17 protein-coding genes are annotated in these 17,625 nt (G+C 34.1%); 8 read left to right on the forward strand and 9 right to left on the reverse strand.

From position 1 onward, the window contains the following. The 3 genes from ABJI11_RS02945 to ABJI11_RS02955 all read right to left on the reverse strand — a co-directional run. Nucleotides 1–628, reverse strand: a 628-nt coding sequence (locus ABJI11_RS02945) for a biotin/lipoyl-containing protein (RefSeq protein ID WP_348349268.1), incomplete at its 3' end; no start/stop codon positions are given. Nucleotides 629–718: 90 nt separating this feature from the next. Beyond that, nucleotides 719–1,339 carry a recombination mediator RecR gene (gene recR / locus ABJI11_RS02950; protein WP_348349270.1) on the reverse strand — a complete coding sequence of 207 codons (621 nt, stop codon included), beginning with the start codon at nucleotides 1,337–1,339 and terminating at the stop codon, nucleotides 719–721. 107 nt (nucleotides 1,340–1,446) lie between these two features. Next, complete coding sequence (locus ABJI11_RS02955; protein ID WP_348349272.1) at nucleotides 1,447–2,757, reverse strand: M20/M25/M40 family metallo-hydrolase; 1,311 nt, start codon at nucleotides 2,755–2,757, stop codon at nucleotides 1,447–1,449. A gap of 173 nt (nucleotides 2,758–2,930) precedes the next feature. Between ABJI11_RS02955 and ABJI11_RS02960 the strand changes: the two genes are divergently transcribed. Beyond that, nucleotides 2,931–4,418, forward strand: coding sequence for a sodium:solute symporter (locus ABJI11_RS02960; RefSeq protein ID WP_348349274.1), 1,488 nt, complete (start codon nucleotides 2,931–2,933; stop codon nucleotides 4,416–4,418). Here the strand turns inward: ABJI11_RS02960 and ABJI11_RS02965 are convergent. The 4 genes from ABJI11_RS02965 to ABJI11_RS02980 all read right to left on the reverse strand — a co-directional run bounded on the left by ABJI11_RS02965 (nucleotide 4,415) and on the right by ABJI11_RS02980 (nucleotide 8,263). Continuing rightward, nucleotides 4,415–4,774 (reverse strand): CoA-binding protein, encoded by a 360-nt coding sequence (locus tag ABJI11_RS02965; RefSeq protein WP_348349275.1) that lies wholly within the window; start codon nucleotides 4,772–4,774, stop codon nucleotides 4,415–4,417. The two genes, ABJI11_RS02960 and ABJI11_RS02965, sit on opposite strands and share 4 nt — an antisense overlap. A 382-nt stretch (nucleotides 4,775–5,156) precedes the next feature. Beyond that, on the reverse strand, nucleotides 5,157–6,167 hold the full coding sequence (locus ABJI11_RS02970; protein ID WP_348349277.1) for a beta-ketoacyl-ACP synthase III: 1,011 nt from the start codon (nucleotides 6,165–6,167) through the stop codon (nucleotides 5,157–5,159). A gap of 116 nt (nucleotides 6,168–6,283) precedes the next feature. Next, nucleotides 6,284–7,594, reverse strand: coding sequence for an AarF/ABC1/UbiB kinase family protein (locus tag ABJI11_RS02975; protein WP_348349279.1), 1,311 nt, complete (start codon nucleotides 7,592–7,594; stop codon nucleotides 6,284–6,286). A 15-nt stretch (nucleotides 7,595–7,609) separates the two neighbouring features. Continuing rightward, complete coding sequence (locus ABJI11_RS02980) at nucleotides 7,610–8,263, reverse strand: TetR family transcriptional regulator C-terminal domain-containing protein (protein ID WP_348349281.1); 654 nt, start codon at nucleotides 8,261–8,263, stop codon at nucleotides 7,610–7,612. Nucleotides 8,264–8,633: 370 nt separating this feature from the next. Between ABJI11_RS02980 and htpG the strand changes: the two genes are divergently transcribed. The 5 genes from htpG (at nucleotide 8,634) to ABJI11_RS03005 (ending at nucleotide 15,014) form a co-directional block, all read left to right on the forward strand. Further along, nucleotides 8,634–10,523 (forward strand): molecular chaperone HtpG, encoded by a 1,890-nt coding sequence (gene htpG, locus ABJI11_RS02985; RefSeq protein WP_348349283.1) that lies wholly within the window; start codon nucleotides 8,634–8,636, stop codon nucleotides 10,521–10,523. Between the two features lie 91 nt (nucleotides 10,524–10,614). Further along, a complete protein-coding gene (locus ABJI11_RS02990; RefSeq protein ID WP_348349285.1) occupies nucleotides 10,615–12,024 on the forward strand; it encodes a hypothetical protein in 1,410 nt (469 codons plus the stop codon). Between the two features lie 163 nt (nucleotides 12,025–12,187). Next, a complete protein-coding gene (locus tag ABJI11_RS02995) occupies nucleotides 12,188–12,823 on the forward strand; it encodes an MOSC domain-containing protein (RefSeq protein ID WP_348349287.1) in 636 nt (211 codons plus the stop codon). Between the two features lie 15 nt (nucleotides 12,824–12,838). Beyond that, on the forward strand, nucleotides 12,839–14,632 hold the full coding sequence (locus ABJI11_RS03000) for a DUF885 domain-containing protein (RefSeq protein WP_348349289.1): 1,794 nt from the start codon (nucleotides 12,839–12,841) through the stop codon (nucleotides 14,630–14,632). Between the two features lie 22 nt (nucleotides 14,633–14,654). Continuing rightward, complete coding sequence (locus ABJI11_RS03005) at nucleotides 14,655–15,014, forward strand: MauE/DoxX family redox-associated membrane protein (protein WP_348349291.1); 360 nt, start codon at nucleotides 14,655–14,657, stop codon at nucleotides 15,012–15,014. A 53-nt stretch (nucleotides 15,015–15,067) separates the two neighbouring features. Here the strand turns inward: ABJI11_RS03005 and ABJI11_RS03010 are convergent, their stop codons facing one another. After that, nucleotides 15,068–15,652: a hypothetical protein gene (locus ABJI11_RS03010; RefSeq protein ID WP_348349293.1), complete on the reverse strand. Its 585-nt coding sequence runs from the start codon at nucleotides 15,650–15,652 to the stop codon at nucleotides 15,068–15,070. Nucleotides 15,653–15,867: 215 nt separating this feature from the next. Between ABJI11_RS03010 and ABJI11_RS03015 the strand changes: the two genes are divergently transcribed. Both ABJI11_RS03015 and ABJI11_RS03020 read left to right on the forward strand, forming a co-directional pair. Beyond that, complete coding sequence (locus ABJI11_RS03015) at nucleotides 15,868–16,740, forward strand: AraC family transcriptional regulator (RefSeq protein WP_348349294.1); 873 nt, start codon at nucleotides 15,868–15,870, stop codon at nucleotides 16,738–16,740. A 158-nt stretch (nucleotides 16,741–16,898) separates the two neighbouring features. Further along, a complete protein-coding gene (locus ABJI11_RS03020) occupies nucleotides 16,899–17,177 on the forward strand; it encodes a TIGR03643 family protein (protein ID WP_348349296.1) in 279 nt (92 codons plus the stop codon). A gap of 9 nt (nucleotides 17,178–17,186) precedes the next feature. On the opposite strand, the gene ABJI11_RS03025 is transcribed toward ABJI11_RS03020, so the two are convergent. Beyond that, on the reverse strand, nucleotides 17,187–17,625 hold a 439-nt coding region (locus ABJI11_RS03025), incomplete at its 5' end, for a S1/P1 nuclease (protein ID WP_348349298.1).

Here is a 17,625-nt window from a genome sequence, read left to right on the forward strand (position 1 = left end):
TCTCTTGCGCAGGTACTGGCGCAGTAACCTTAATCGGTGCCTCTACCTTATCTTGCACAACTACTCTTTCTGGAGTAGCAACTTTTTCAACAGGTTTACTATCCTCGGTTTTAACGTAGTTTAATATATCATCTTTAGTAACCCTACCGTCTTTTCCTGTTCCAGGAATTCTTTCTAGTACTTCAAAAGAAATACCTTCTTCTTTTGCTATGTTCTTAACCAACGGAGAATAAAAACGATCAGAAGTTCCATTTAATTGAACAGTAGATGTCTCTGCCCTTGCATGCATTACCGCTGATTCTGCTACAGCCACCATTTCCTGAAGAACCGGCTCCGGCTCCTCTACTTCATGAACAGTATCCGCAACATCACTAATATCAACATCACTACCGACTTGAATTATAGCTACAGTTTGCCCTACCTCAACAACATCATCAACATTAAAGCATTTTTCAATTAAAACACCGTCAACTTCACTTGGCACTTCACTATCAACCTTATCCGTAGCAATTTCAAAAATGGCCTCATCCATCTCAATCGTATCGCCTACCTCTTTCAACCATGACGTCAATGTTGCTTCTGCAACACTCTCTCCCATACGTGGTAGTTTCAATTCAAATTTTGACATATCGATAATTTAAAGCTTGTTTTGTTTATGTTTTTTGCAAAAATAATAAAATAAATACCTTTTTATTGATATTTAAACGAAAAATAGACGTTAATCTTGTCGTAACGACCCTTCAAATGGCACTCTATTTAAGATACTTCTTCCAAGAGTGACCTCATCTGCATATTCCAGCTCATCACCAACGGCTATTCCTCTTGCTATCGTAGATGTTTTTACATCTAAGCCCTCTAGCTGTCTAAAAATATAAAAATTGGTAGTATCGCCCTCCATAGTAGAACTCAACGCAAAAATTAACTCCTTTATTACGCCCTTTCTTACTTTATCAATTAAGGTTCCTATTTTCAAATTTTGAGGTCCTATACCTTCCATTGGCGAAATCTTACCACCTAGCACATGATATTTTCCCCTGAACTGCCCAGTGTTTTCTATAGCCATTACATCTCTAATATCCTCAACTACACATACCAATGCACTATCTCTCTTAGGGTTTGCACATATTTCACACATTGTAGTATCTGAAATATTGTGGCAATTCTCACAAAATTGAATTTTACCCCTTAAATCTATCAAAGACGTAGAAAGGTTTTCCGTGCGTTGCTCTGGCTGTTTCAACAAGTGCAAAACCAAACGTAATGCAGTTCGTTTACCAATACCAGGTAACTGTGAAACTTCATACACTGCGTTTTCCAATAATTTTGATGAAAAATCCATAGGCTAATATGGCCATAAATTTACGATTAAACTTGAAAATCGATCATTAAGGATTTCATAAAATTATTTAACATTTAAAAACAACTATTAAATTCAATATCCGAAAGCTATTTTACAAAACCAGCTTCCATAACCGTAAGTAACATTGCAAGTTTAATTGCTTCTGCACCATTTTTATTGAGCCACCATTCATGAAGTGAGTGTGCACCTCCGCCAATACCTCCCCTACCAATTGTTATTGCCGGTATACCCATAGAAATAGGAATATTACTATTTGTGGACCCTCTAGTTAAACTTGGCTCATATCCAAATATACTGGTTGCACTTATTGCACGTTTTACCAAAGGAGTTTCCAATGAAAGTTGACCTGATGGTCTATCGCCAATTTTTATGAGTTCCATTGAAATTTTATCTTCAATACCCGTATTATTATATTTTTTTAAAGCAGTTTCCATTGATTTTTTAAAAATAGCTTCTACGTCTTTTAATCGATTACTATCAATTGATCTCATATCAACCTCCATCCAAGATTCAAAAGGAATAGAATTAACTGATGTCCCTCCTCCAATTCTACCTATATTAAAACTGGTTCTTGCACCTTCATCGGTAAATCTCTTCGCATTTTCAGTAAATTCCATTATAGCGAAGCCAAGGGCATGATGTGGATTTGCTAAACCAAATGCACCCCATGAATGACCTCCTTTACCTGTAAACAGAGCTTTATATCTTACTGAACCTAACGCAGCATTATTAACTCTACCAACTGTACCACCATCGATAGATATCCAAGAATCAATTTTTTCAGCTCCTTCTCTGAATAAATGTTTTACTCCTCGTAAATCACCCAATCCTTCTTCACCTACCGAACCGACAAACCAAATATTAGACTTAGTTTTGACTTCTGCTTTGTCCATTGACTTAATAACAGTTAACAACATTGCTAAACCTCGGGTATCATCACCCACACCAGGTGCAACCAACGTATCGCCCTTCCTTATAACTTTCACATCTGTACCCTCTGGAAAAACAGTATCTAAATGAGCATCTAATACAATAACCTTACCGCCTTCTATTCCTCTCCTAATTCCTATTACATTCCCTACTTCATCAATTGTGACCTCTTGCAATCCTGCTTCCATAAGCATCTTTTTGAATGCTTCAGCCCTCTTTTTTTCCATAAATGGCGGAGCAGGAATTTCAGTTAACGTAATCAAATCACGTTCTGTTTCACTCTCAAAATCATCAATAAACTCAAAAGAATTTTTTATTTTTTTCTCTTTTAAAAGTTTTTTGACCGTTTTATCAATTTTCTTATTTGAAATCAAACTTTCTTGACCCGTAACCGCCGTAATTGATAGCAAGCCTAATATTAGCAAACTACTAAAGGTTTTGTTTTTTAAAAGACACATCTTATTCATGATAAATTTTATTTGAAATTTGATATTGGAAAAGGTATCAAAATAAAATCGGGAATAAAATCCTAACTAGCTTTATCAGTACTTAATTGAAGTATTCTCAAATTAAGCCTCAAGATTTCAAATTATCACATTAGCTCCTCTAACTTTTTGTAATTTGCCGCAAATTTTACAGCATGAACGCCTCTCATATCTTATTATTGATTACCGGTTACTTTGTTTTACTCTTGGTCATTTCATACTTCACTGGTAAAAATGACTCTAACGAAGATTTTTTTAAAGCCGGTAAGCAATCACCTTGGTACTTGGTGGCTTTTGGCATGGTAGGAGCATCACTTTCCGGAGTGACATTTATTTCTGTACCTGGCTGGGTAGATGCTTCGCAGTTTAGTTACATGCAAGTGGTATTTGGGTACTTTCTTGGCTATATGGTTACTGCCTTTGTACTTCTACCTATTTACTACAAACAAAACGTAACTTCAATTTATGAGTACTTAGATAATAGGTTTGGCTTTGTTAGCTACAAAGTAGGTGCAATCTCTTTTTTCATTTCTCGTGTTCTTGGGGCGGCATTTCGTCTGTTCCTAGTCGCTATTGTTTTGCAACAGTTTGTATTCGATGCATGGAATGTACCATTTGAAATTACCGTAATTCTCTCTATTCTATTAATTTGGATTTACACTTTTAAAGGCGGAATAAAGACTATAGTTTGGACGGACACCCTACAGACCTTATTCATGCTAGTTTCCGTGGGACTCTCTATCTATTTTATATTGGATAAAATGAACTGGACATTCATTGAGTTTTTAAACTCCCCTGAATTAGGACAGTACAGCAAAACATTTTTCACCGATGACCTTTCTTCTAAAAACCATTTGGTAAAATCATTTTTGGGCGGAATGTTCATTACCATTTGTATGACAGGACTTGATCAAGATATGATGCAAAAAAACTTAACGTGTAGAAATTTAGGTGAAGCCCAAAAAAACATGGTTAGCTTTAGTATTGTATTGGTCGTAGTCACTTTTATATTTATGCTGTTAGGCGCACTACTTTTCATTTATGCAGATGCGCACAATATAGCGCTACCCTTAATGGACGGGTCTCCCAAATCTGACCTTCTATTTCCTGAAATTGCGCTAAACAGTGGTCTAGGTATAACCGTAGCCGTTACTTTTATGTTAGGTTTAATTGCCGCAGCCTACAGTAGTGCCGATAGCGCCCTTACTTCGTTGACCACCTCGTTCTGCGTAGATTTTCTTGACACAGAAAAGAAAACTGAACAAGTAGCAAAAAAGACTCGTAGAATTACGCACATTGGCATGAGCGTTTTATTGATTCTAGTGGTAATTTCTTTTAAGTATATATTGGATAAAAATGTAATTGATGGTCTTCTTACCGTTGCTTCTTACACCTATGGTCCATTATTGGGATTATTCTCTTTCGGCATATTTACCAAGCACCAAATTAAAGACAAATATGTTTGGATCGTTGCACTAGTTTGTGTGACAATTATTCTTGTTTTAGCAAAACTACCCAGTTCTTATTTTGGTGGCTACATCTTCGGTTATGAACTTTTACCCTTGAACGGTCTGCTAACCTTTATAGGATTATGGCTCATTCGTAAAAAAAATGTAGCTCCCAAAATCAATGATATCGCTTAATATTGACGAGTTCCTAAAAGCACTAAAGTACATGCCACATCCACCTCTACACCATTGTTTTCTAATAATTTATAAAAATTAGGATTTTCGGTTCCAGGATTAAAAATTACCCTTTTCGGGCTCAAAGAAATGATGTGTTGATAATATTCTTCTTGTCTTTTTGGGTTTATATATAGGGTTATTGTATGAATATCACTAATTTTGTCTAAAGTGTTACTGATATTGACACCAGAAACCTCACCTTCTCTTAAACCATAAGCCAAGGTTTCGACACCCGAATCTACTAGTCGATGTATGGCAATGTTGCTATATCGATTTGGTTTTAAAGAGGCTCCGAACACAAGGGTCTTTTTCATGATAAAAAAATGTTAAAAGAGCACTAAAATGTAACTAATAAGACAATATTTCGTCTATTAGTAAAGTTAGATACTCTTACGAGTTTAAAAATATTGTTGGTAACGCTATATGTTTATAGTTAATGGTTAGTGTTTAGTATAGCCTATCAGCATTTGAAGCCCGGCTTCCAATTTATTTTGGAATGTCCGGGTTTCTTCATTTTAAATATTTTGTAAGAAAAACTACCCTTCACTATTTTCAAAACGAATTTTGAAGTAACATTTAGAACATAAGTACGTCTATTACTTTATATAGGGATGTTTAATAAAGAAGATTGGTTGGTTTTTTCTTATTAAGCAAAACTGTATAGCACCCATAGCCTAGGCTATGGGTGCTTTATTTTTACCACTTAATTATAACACTACCCCAGGTAAAACCACTACCAAATGCGGCTAATACCACTAGGTCACCACTTTTTACCTTACCTTCTTCCCAAGCTTCTGTAAGTGCAATAGGAATAGATGCAGCGGTTGTGTTACCATATTTCATAATATTATTGAAAACCTGGTCATCACTAAGCTGAAATTTCTTTTGAATAAATTGAGATATTCTCAAATTGGCTTGATGCGGCACCAATAAATCAATATCGGTTGCATTTAATTTATTTTTCTCCAATCCTTCTACTATGACTTCGCTAAAGCGAACTACAGCATTTTTAAATACAAACTGACCATTCATATGCGGAAAGTAAGATTCATCATTTGGATCATTGTCCTCCATGATATCCGTTACCCATCTTTTACCCATACCAGGCGCTATTAAAGATAACTCTTCTGCATGCTGACCTTCTGAATGTAAATGCGTAGACAAAATACCTTTTGTAGTATCTTCTTCTCTAGTCAGTACTGCCGCGCCGGCACCATCACCAAAAATTACAGATACTCCCCTACCTCTGGTAGTCATATCCAATCCGTGAGAATGTAATTCTGAACCTATAACAAGTACATTTTTGTACATACCCGTTTTTATATATTGATCAGCAATAGAAATTGCATACACAAAACCAGAACATTGATTACGCACATCTAATGCACCTACGGTTTTAATACCTAAATCTCGTTGTACTAATACACCAGGACCAGGAAAATAATAATCAGGGCTCAATGTGGCAAAAACGATAAAATCAATATCGTCTTTATCTATACCTGCTCTCTCAATAGCAATTTTAGCGGCTTTTACACCCATAGTTGTGGTTGTGTCTCCATCACCCTTAACTACATGCCTTCTTTCTTTAATACCGGTTCTTTCTTGAATCCAAGCATCATTAGTATCCATCACTTTTGACAAATCATCATTTGTCACTACGTTTTCAGGTACATAATGACCTAAGCCGATTATTTTTGAATTATACATAGTAATATTTTAATCCTGATAAACCTCAGGTTGAATTAGTGTTGCAATATAAACAACTATTAAGAAATTTTTATGAAAACATAACGATCATATAGCTTGCTAGAGCAGTAAAATAGTTAGCTTAAATATTTCTTGTAATCGTTTACCTTAATATATGCCTTAAGATCATGCAATAGATTATATAGTCCAAAAAATGTACGGTTCATGTACAAAAAGTGCTTTGAACCTCTATTACCGTTCATTTTACGTATTTGCTTATCCGAAGAAAATTGTTCACCTAAGTCTGCTATTTTTCCCCAAAAGACTTCATCGCCAAAATCAAAATCCTCATTATGAAACGGTGATGTAAATAAACTTAACAATTGGTGAAATATAGATTTAAAAAATAATATATCTTCCGGGGTATCGGTCTGCATCAAGATTTCAAGCTCGTACAGTTTTTCTGTGAATTTTTCATCATCTGATATCACTTCTGGCCTTGCAAGTTCAAAATAAGGAACATAAAAAGAATCTGGTACTTCTTTAATACAACCAAAGTCAATAGCAATAAGTTCTTCATCATCATTCACCAAAAAATTACCTGGATGTGGATCGGCATGAACTTTTCGCAACCCATGAATTTGAAACATATAGAAATCCCATAATGCCTGACCCAACTTATTGCCGGTAGCTTGAGAAAAACCAGCTTTTGTAAATTCACTTAAATGCTTGCCCGTCATCCAGTCCATCGTAATAATGCGCTGACTTGAAAGGTCTGCATAATATTCAGGAAAATTAATGTTTGGTATTACTTTGCACGCCTCAGTAATCTCTTTACTTTGAACTACTTCTAAGATATAATCGGTTTCTTCAACCAATTTATTTTCAACTTCTTTAAAATATTTATCAGAATCTTTTCCTTGTAAATTGAACATACGGATTGCAATAGGTTTCACTATTGCCAAATCGCTACTTATACTTTGGGCAACACCCGGATATTGAATTTTTACAGCTAAGTTCTTACCGTCTTTAGTTGCCTTATGCACTTGACCTATACTGGCGGCATTTATAGAATCTTTATCGAACGTATCAAAAACCTCTTCAGGATATTTATCTAAATACTTTTTAAATGTCTTTCTAACCAATGGAGCAGATAAAGGGGGAACTGAAAATTGTGACAGCGAAAACTTTTCTACATAAGCATTTGGAAGTAAATTCTTTTCCATGCTCAGCATCTGTGCAACTTTAAGCGCACTACCCTTCAATGATTTTAATCCGTCATATATGTCTGCGGCATTATCTTCATTCAACTCATCTTTTGTAGTATCCGGATTAATAATTTTCTTACCAATATACTTGGCATAGTTACCACCTATCTTTGCACCGGTCTTTACCAGTTTACTTGCCCGCTCTATTTTTCCGGTAGGTATTTTATCTAAAGTTTTCATGCTGTGCGTATTAGATTAGGCAAACTTTTCTTTATAAAGGAATTTTCCAAAATCTAGAATATTCTCTAAAGGTGTATTATCAAATACATCAAAAATGGTATTGACAGATTTTTCAATGGCAACATCTGTTTTTTCAAATGAAGCGGAGTCGTCAGATTTCCAGAAATTCATTAAAAACATGGTTTGCAACCACGCCCCTTCTGAAAATAATTGCGGATTATGCTTCGTAATTTTCAAGTTCTTATCGGCATTACCATCGGCAATTAAACCTTTTGCATATTCTTTTACATTCTTTCTTAAGTCCTTTAATTGTTCTAAACTTTTAAGAGGGCTTGCGGCATTATCCATGACAAACAATACATAACTTCTATTTAAAGTAAGTACTTCAAAAAAGGTGTAAAAGAAGGTGAGCATTTTATCTCTATTCGTAAATTCTTGATACTCGGCATTTTTATGAATAACATTTACCGTGTTTTCAAAGAAAGTATTCCAAATTCCTTTTTTAATCGCATTGATTGAACCGTAGTATAGGTAAAAATCCGATTCTTCAATAGCGTTGACTTTACAGAACTTGTAGACCGTCTTCGGTAATTGCTCGTGCTCAAGTACGTAGTCCATGAACATAGTAATGATTGAATCTTTTGTTACTTTTTTAGCTTTAGCAGACATATCTAATTATTTTATTATAAGGTACGATGCAGATTTCACAGTTAGAAGTTTTTATGAAACATTAGCTTATATTTAATAAAAACGTGCTATCAGGTGATAGCACGTTCCTAAACAACCTAACCAATAAATAATCAACATGTGATTATGCGTAAAATTCTTTTTCATAGCAATTTTTCATAATCACAGTACAAATATACATTATGTTTAACTTTTTTAAACATTAATTAAACAAAAATATTTGTTAAACTTTCTCACAGCTAAAACTGTCAGTTTGTCACAATAACCTATTGTGGTATTTTTTTTGACCAATAGCAACGAACAATCATTATTAACAATGGCCGCACTGACTGTGGCATAAAAAATATAAGAAATGGCAACAGGTAAAATTAATGTGTCCGTAGACAACATTTTTCCATTGATCAAGAAGTTCTTGTACAGTGATCATGAAATTTTTCTAAGAGAATTAATTTCAAACGCAACAGATGCAACCTTAAAAATGAAGCACTTGACCACTATTGGCGAGGCAAAGGTTGAATATGGTAACCCTATAATAGAGGTTAAAGCAGACAAAGAAGGAAAAAAACTGCATATCATTGACCAAGGTCTTGGTATGACAGAAGAAGAAGTTAAGAAATATATTAATGAAGTAGCCTTTTCTGGCGCTGAAGAGTTCTTGAACAAGTATGAAGACTCTGCTAAAGATTCAGGAATTATTGGTCATTTTGGACTTGGATTCTATTCTGCCTTTATGGTTGCCCATAAAGTAGAGATTATTACCAAGAGTTTTAAAGATGAACCAGCGGTTCATTGGTCTTGTGACGGTTCTCCTGAGTTTATTATGGAACCTGCTGAAAAAGAAACCCGTGGTACAGAAATTATTCTTCACATTGCAGATGACTCTACCGAGTTTTTAGAAGATGGTAAAATAAACGAGCTATTAAGTAAGTACAACAAGTTCATGCCTATTCCAATTAAATTTGGAATGAAGACTGAAACCTTACCAAAACCTGAAGGGGCAAAAGAAGAAGATCCTGCACCAACGCAAGAGGTTGACAATATTATTAACAACCCTAGCCCAGCATGGACAAAGCAACCTGCAGATTTAAAGCCAGAAGACTATAAAAGTTTTTACAGAGAGCTTTACCCAATGCAGTTTGAAGAGCCTTTGTTTCATATTCATTTAAATGTAGACTATCCTTTTAACCTTACGGGTATTCTATATTTTCCAAAACTTTCTAACGACTTAAATCAACAGAAAGATAGAATTCAACTATACCAAAACCAGGTATTCGTAACTGATAATGTAGAAGGTATTGTTCCTGAATTCTTGACTATGTTACGTGGTGTTATAGATTCTCCAGACATTCCGTTAAACGTATCTCGTTCATACTTACAAGCAGATGGTGCCGTAAAGAAAATATCTTCTTACATCACTAGAAAGGTAGCCGACAAAATGAACTCACTGTTCAAAAATGACCGTGCCGAGTTTGAAGCGAAGTGGAACGATATTAAAATCGTTATTGAATACGGAATGCTTTCTGAAGATAAATTCTTTGACAAAGCAGACAAGTTTGCTCTTTACCCAACAGTAGACGGTTCTTACTTTACGTTTGAAGAGTTACAAGAGAAAATAAAAGACACACAAACAGACAAAGACGGAAAAACAGTTATTCTTTATGCATCTGACAAAGAAGCGCAACACAGTTACATTGAAACTGCAAAAGCTAAAGGTTATGAAGTATTGTTATTAGATTCGCCAATTATCGGTCACTTAATGCAAAAGCTAGAAGGTTCTAAAGAGAATATTTCTTTTGCTCGTGTAGATGCTGATCATATTGACAAATTGATCCAGAAAGAAGAAACTCAAATCTCTAAATTATCTGAAGAAGAAAAAGAGACTTTGAAGAAAGAATTAGAAGAAGCGATTACAGATAAAAGCTTTACTGTTCAGCTAGAAGCTATGGATAGTGATTCTTCTCCGTTTACGATTACTGAGCCTGAGTTTATGCGTCGTATGAAAGAAATGCAACAAACCGGCGGTGGCGGTGGTATGTTTGGCATGGGTTCTATGCCAGAAATGTACAACCTTATTGTAAACACCAATCACCCATTGGTTAGTGAGTTTTTAAATACCAAGACAGTAAAGAAAAAAGAGCGATTGATCAATCAATCACTAGACTTGGCGAAGTTATCTAAAGGCTTACTTAAAGGTAAAGCTTTAACCGAGTTTATTAAGCGTAGCTACGAGATGGTGAAATAATTTCCATTTCTTATAATTTTGAAAAAGCCACTACATTTTTTGTAGTGGCTTTTTTGTTAAATGTTGTTATCTTTCAGCAAAGAAATTATTCATGGAATACAATTCGCCGAAGTTTAAAAAGTGGTTAGATACATTACAGCAAGAAAGTTGGCAATTAGAATTGATTATTTCAGGGTTTGCAATTTATGGTTTGTTTGCTGCTTATGAACCTTTAGGTTATAACGCAAACCTTGCCATGAATTCTCAAAAAATAATTCATGGCTTTCTTTATAGCATAATTCATACAGCTGTAGTAATCTTAATATTTAATTTAGTTATACATGTCGTTTTAAGAGGCTTATGGATTGGAGCAATTGGCTTACGCTATGTATCTGGAGATATTAATTTTGATAGTCTAAATTACTCTGAAAAATTCACTAACCATCTAAAAACAAAAGTAGGTTCCTTTGATAAATTTATCTCTAAGCTAGAAAATATATGTAGCGTCGTCTTTGCATTATCATTCTTAATGATATTTTATATTATCTCGTTTTATGCTATTTTAAGTTTCCTTGGTGTTTGTGTATTTTTCTTAAAAGAAATGGTCTTTATACCAAAATTAGCCAAGCAAATAATTCTAATAATAACATCACCTATTATTTTTTTGGGAATTATATTGGTCTTTATTGATTTTATTGGCCAGGGTGTTTTGAAAAAAAAGAAATGGACTTCGGTGTTATACTTTCCATTTTATAAAATATTTAGTTATCTAACCCTATCTTTCCTATATAGACCATTGATCTATAATTTTCTTGACAATAAATTCTCCAGAAAACTAAGCCTGTTCATAATTCCATTTTACATAGTAATTGCTATCCTATCTTCCTTCGATGAGATTAAGTCTAATTACTTATCAAATGATTTAAAATCTTCTGAATCTTATAGTAATTTTCATAATTACGAGGATAAAATAATTGAAGAAAACAATTTTATCAGTATTGCTTCTATTCCTTCTCAAGCCATTAGAACACCGTATTTAAAAGTATTCTTATTATTTAATGAAAATATGGAAAGTCTTATTTTCGAAGCGAACAAAAATTTAATTCCGAAGGACGATAAAAGAGGATTAACAATAACTTTTTTCGAACAGATGAAACAAGGCTTTAATGATGGTTTTAATGCTGGATTAGAAAATGATAAAATCTTACCTAAATATATTGAAACTTTTAATACCATTTATAAATTAGAAATTGACAATATTGGATATCAAAGTGATTTTGTTATTTCTAACCATAATAAAGATTTACTAGGTTTTGAAACTTACTTGAATATTAGAAATTTAGGAGAAGGAAAACATATGTTGAATATTAAAGGTCCAACTAAAGAAGATGATTTTGACCCAAAAAGTAAAACCGTTGAAAAAGTATTAGTTACCATCCCTTTCTGGTACTTCCCAGAAAACCAATCATCATCAATTAAACAACATAGCGTTGTATTACAAGACACCGTGGCAACCAACTAAAACACATACACTAACTACTGAATTTAGAAATAAGCAACAAACAGACGAATAAATCATAGGTTACTAATAAATACCCTACGTTTTTAACCGATTTAATAATAGTTTAATCAACTTTAGTAAGCCCCATTACCATAATTACTTGTGCTTTTTTTATCTTCACCACATGAAGGTGATTTCAACAAACATAGGAGATGCAGTTACTTTTGAATGGAACGGTGCTACTGAGCAAACCGGTATCTTCAAATACCCAACTTCTAAGGGCTTATTTCTCACTAAAAATGATGTCAAAGATGACACTGTTATAGACCGTGTTCACCATGGCGGCATACATAAAGCATGTTATATCTTTTCCGCCGATTACTATGATTATTGGAAAGAACTTTACCCTGAACTAGATTGGGATTGGGGCATGTTCGGTGAAAACCTAACCGTTGAAGGTCTTGATGAATCTAAAATACGTGTTGGCGATATTTACAAAATAGGTAATGCCTTGGTACAAGTTTCACAACCGCGCGAGCCTTGCTACAAACTAGGTATTCGCTTTGGCACACAAAAAATACTTAAAGAATTTATTACCCATAATCATCCAGGTACTTACGTAAAAATACTAGAAGAAGGTCTTGTATCTGCTGGTGATGAAATGATATTAGTTGAGCAATCTGAAAATACATTTACCTCTCAACAATTTTATGAATTGATGTTCGCAAAAGAAAAATCTAAAAATTTGCTTGAACTGTTCATGACAAATGAAGCTGTACCACAATATAAAAAGGACAGATTCAAGAAATACCTATCTTAATTTTAATATACATTAATGAAAAATATATTTGTAGCATTCGCTCTAATCATTGGGCTATATACTCAAGCGCAACTTAGAACCAATGGTGAAGTTTCGTCTAACCCTACCATTCATAATATTGGTTTTATGACCCTTCTGGCTCATTATTATGACGACGGATTAAAATTGAATCCGTTAAACGCGACTTTTCAAGGTAATAATAAATACAACGACACTTTACCTAATTTTCTTTCTGACAGTTATAAGAAAGAACTGGTCAATTACTACCAAACCTATTTAAAGAGAGCTGAAAAATTTGACAATGCACAACTTTCTGAAAGTGAATTGATGTCCAAATCCATTTTAAAATGGGAATGTGAAATTAATTTAGAAGGGCTTGCTTTTGAAAAGTACACACCCATTGATCAAATGTGGTCCATGAACCTAATGATAGGACAATTAGCAGGTGGTACCAGTGCCCAACCATTTAACACTACAGAAGATTATTTAAATTGGAGTAAGCGTTTAGAAGATTACGCAGTGTGGTTGCATTCTGCAAAATCTAAAATGCAAGCAGGTATTAAGGCTAAAAATGTATTACCCAAATCTCTAATTAAAAAAGTATTGCCACAACTAACTAGTGTTGCAACTACTGAACTTAAAGAAAACCTGTTCTATTCTCCAATCAATAACTTCCCTGCTGAATTTTCAGATTCAGACAAAAAAAAATTGACTGAAGATTACACAGCAGTAATCACCAATAAAATAATACCAGCATATAAAGAATTATATGATTTTATGGCTACCGACTATTTAGATGCCGGTAGAGAAACTAGTGGTATTCAAGGTATACCAGACGGTGATGCATATTACGCGCATCAAATTAAGCTATATACAACAACAAACATGACGGCTTCAGAAATTCATGAAATCGGATTGAAAGAAGTGGCTAGAATTAGCGCTGAAATGGAAGCTGTTAAAAAACAAGTTGGTTTTAAAGGTGATCTTAAGGCATTTTTCAATGAGGTACGTAATAAAAAAGAGTTAATGCCTTTTAAAGATCCGCAAGAGGTTATTGCCAATTTTAATGACATCCATAAAAGAATGATGCCCAAGGTAAATGCTTTATTTAGCAAACAGCCTAAAACTCCTTTTGAGGTAAGACGTACAGAGGCTTTCAGAGAAGCTTCTGCCAGCGCGGAATATAACCCAGGATCTTTAGACGGAACCAGACCTGGCATTTTTTATGTTCCTATTCCAGATGTTACTTCGTACAACACATATTCAGATGAAGATTTATTTTTACATGAAGCAATTCCTGGTCATCACTTTCAAATTTCACTTACACAAGAAAATGAAAACTTACCACAATTTAGAAAAACCTTATGGTACAGTGCTTACGGAGAAGGTTGGGCTTTGTACACAGAATCGTTAGGTAAAGAATTAGGTCTTTATACCGACCCATATCAGTACTTTGGTATGCTTGGGGCAGAAATGCACCGTGCTGTTCGTTTGGTTGTAGACACAGGTTTACATTCTAAAGGATGGTCCAGAGAAAAAGCAATTCAATATTCTTTAGATAACGAGGCTGAATCTGAGGCTAGTATTACTGCAGAAATAGAAAGATACATGGCAAATCCTGGTCAGGCACTTTCTTATAAAATAGGTCAGCTAAAAATTATGGAGCTTCGCGCTAAAGCAGAAGCTAATCTTGGGAAAGATTTTGATATTAAAGTGTTTCATGAAAAGGTGTTAGAAGTAGGCTGTGTTCCTTTAGCAATACTTGAAGAAAAAATAATGAATTGGATTTCTGCAAATACCAAAGCTTAAATTTTTTAAACCTTAAAAAAGTATGACTTATCCGTGGCACTTATATCTAATGGGCGCAATTTACATTTTTGCGGGCATTATGCATTTTATAAGACCTAAGGTCTACCTTAGAATTATGCCACGTTACCTACCTGCTCACAAAACTCTGGTCTTACTTAGTGGTGTGGCAGAAGTTTTATTAGGTATGGGTCTATTCTTTAAAGAAACAAAAGACCTATCTATTTATGGAATTATAGCAATGCTTGCCGTATTCTTATTGGTACATTTTTATATGTTATCTAGTAAAAAGGCAAGTGCCGGTGTTCCTAAATGGTTACTGTTTTTAAGGTTGCCAATACAATTTATATTAATGTACTGGGCTTTCATTTACTTGAAAGTATAGAAAACAAAAAAGGGGACGCTCCCGTCCCCTTCTTAAAATCAACTTAAATCAACTTAATTAACAACAAACTCTTCTGTATATGTTTTACCTGCGGACTTAACGGTTACCGTATAAGTACCAGGGAAAGCATCTGTGAAATTGAATGCTTTTTCAACAATCAATTCATCTGCTACTTCTTGTGTAAATACTGTTCTACTTTCTGTATCGTAAATCTTGATAGACATATCTGCTCTATCTAAGTTTAAATAGTTCATGAAGATCATGTTATCAGTCTTTCTAAAGAAAGGCTTGATCTCTTCATCAGATTCTACGATTTTCACATTATCGTCATCTAAAACGATTGTATATGAATATGCTGTCATATTATCATCGGCAGATAAGAAGTAAACTCCATCTGTCAAATCTTTAAGATTTAATTTCTTGCTAAACTGACCTTCGGTCATCTTTTCTGAATAAATTACATTTAAATCAGAATCCATTAACTTAACCTGAACACCTTTAGTAGATGCATTCATAGTTAAAACCACACTCTTGGCTTTACCTGCAGATAATAGGTTTAATTTCGGCTCTCTTGCCATGCCTGCTACTGTAGCGAACATAAAGGCAACAACTGTTGTGAATTTTACTAGGTTTTTCATAATATAAATTATTTAAAGGTTAATGATAATTTACACTACAAACATACAGCCGTTATAAAGCTCTTACTACATCATATTTTCCCAATTTATGTGCTATTTTAACCACCTTACATATTCATTATTACCCTTTGGTTAAGATTCCACATATTTTGGTTAATTTTGTAAAGAACATAGAAAATAGATGGTTTAATTTTATAGTATAATCCCCTTGTATCATGGTAAAACAGAAACCTACATTTGAAGCTATTAAGCCAGATTTTGGTCATTCTTTTACTTATCAAAAGTTTGATGAGCATAAACTGAACAAAAATAACCTTTGGCACTACCATCCAGAACTTGAATTGGTATATGTAAACGGTGGGTCTGGTAAAAGACAAATTGGTAGTCATGTATCTTACTACACAAACGGCGACCTCATATTAATAGGAAGTAATCTACCACATTGTGGTTTTACCGATGCCCTTACCGGTAACACTAGCGAAACTGTTGTACAGATGAAATTAGATTTTTTAGGACCAGATTTCTTTGCGCTTCCTGAAATGAAAAAAATACAAAGCTTGTTTAACAGTGCTAGTGGCGGAATTGCTTTTTCTGGAAAAACAAAAAGAAAGATTGGCGATAAGATGGAAGTTCTAGAATATCAGACAGATTTTCAAAGATTACTATCTATCCTTAATATATTAAATGAACTGGGCAATTCAGATGACAAGCGATTATTGAATGCAGAAGGATTTTCTTTTACCACCGACGTTAAAGATAATGACCGTATTAATATCGTATTCAATCACGTTAAAAATAATTTTAAAGAAGAGTTGACGCTAGAAGAGATATCTTCTATGGTAAGTATGACCATACCTTCTTTCTGTAGGTACTTTAAAAAAATTACAAATAAGACCTTTGTGCAATTCGTTAATGAATATAGATTAGTACATGCTTCTAAACTACTTGCTGAAAAGCCTATGAGTATTACTGAGGTTTGTTTTGAATGCGGGTTCAATAACTTTTCTCACTTCAACAAATCTTTTAAAGCATTTACAGGTCAAAATCCTTCGGAGTACAGAAATGAATTAAAGAACGTTTTAGTGTAATTCTTATACCTTATATATAGTACTATATTTTTAAAGCTTCCGGATGGTGTTCAAAATCACTATCCGGATTACTTTTTTTAAACCATTTCTTTTTGAGTTATAAAAAAATGGAAACGCATTCTTCACAATTTATTTTCATGTAGTACCTTTATATCGCTATGATAAAAGAATTTACAGAAATAGAATTAGACCGTATTATTGAAATGGCATGGGAAGACCGTACACCATTTGAAGCCATAACTTTTCAATTTGGCATTAGCGAACAAGAGACTATTGAGGTCATGCGTCGCGAAATGAAACCAAGTAGTTTTAGAATGTGGCGTAAACGTGTACAAGGTCGTGCAACAAAACATGCTAAATTGCGCTCAGAAGATACCGACAGATTTAGATGTTCCCGACAAAGAAATATTACCGGAAATAAAATCTCTAAACGATAGTCAGTAAACTTATTTAAAGGTCTCGTTTAAAACGGCTGCTAACCTAACTCCGCCTTTTTGCAACTGATCTTCAACGGTATGCCACCAATCGTAACTATAACGGTAGCTTAGTTTTTCACCTGACTCTACAGAGGCATAAACTTTTTCTGCCAATAAATGAGATTCTTCTACCCAATCAAGTAAACTACCGCTTTGTAGAAATTTTATTTGCTGCTTTGACATGTCAGGGTATTCAGTTGCAAGCTCTGTAAAGCTCATTCCATTTTCGTTAATAAGATTTGAGTCCCACACCCTATGTAAGTTCGTACCACTACCAAACCATTGCAATTGTATATCATTACCACCTTTATCTTCTGCCCTACCTACGTGCATAGGTTGGTGTAGATCACCAATTAAATGAACTAAGAATTTCAGGTAGAAAGCTTTGTCTTCTTTGCTGCTATTTTCG

The organism is Maribacter sp., from assembly GCF_039968975.1.
Lineage (GTDB): Bacteria > Bacteroidota > Bacteroidia > Flavobacteriales > Flavobacteriaceae > Maribacter.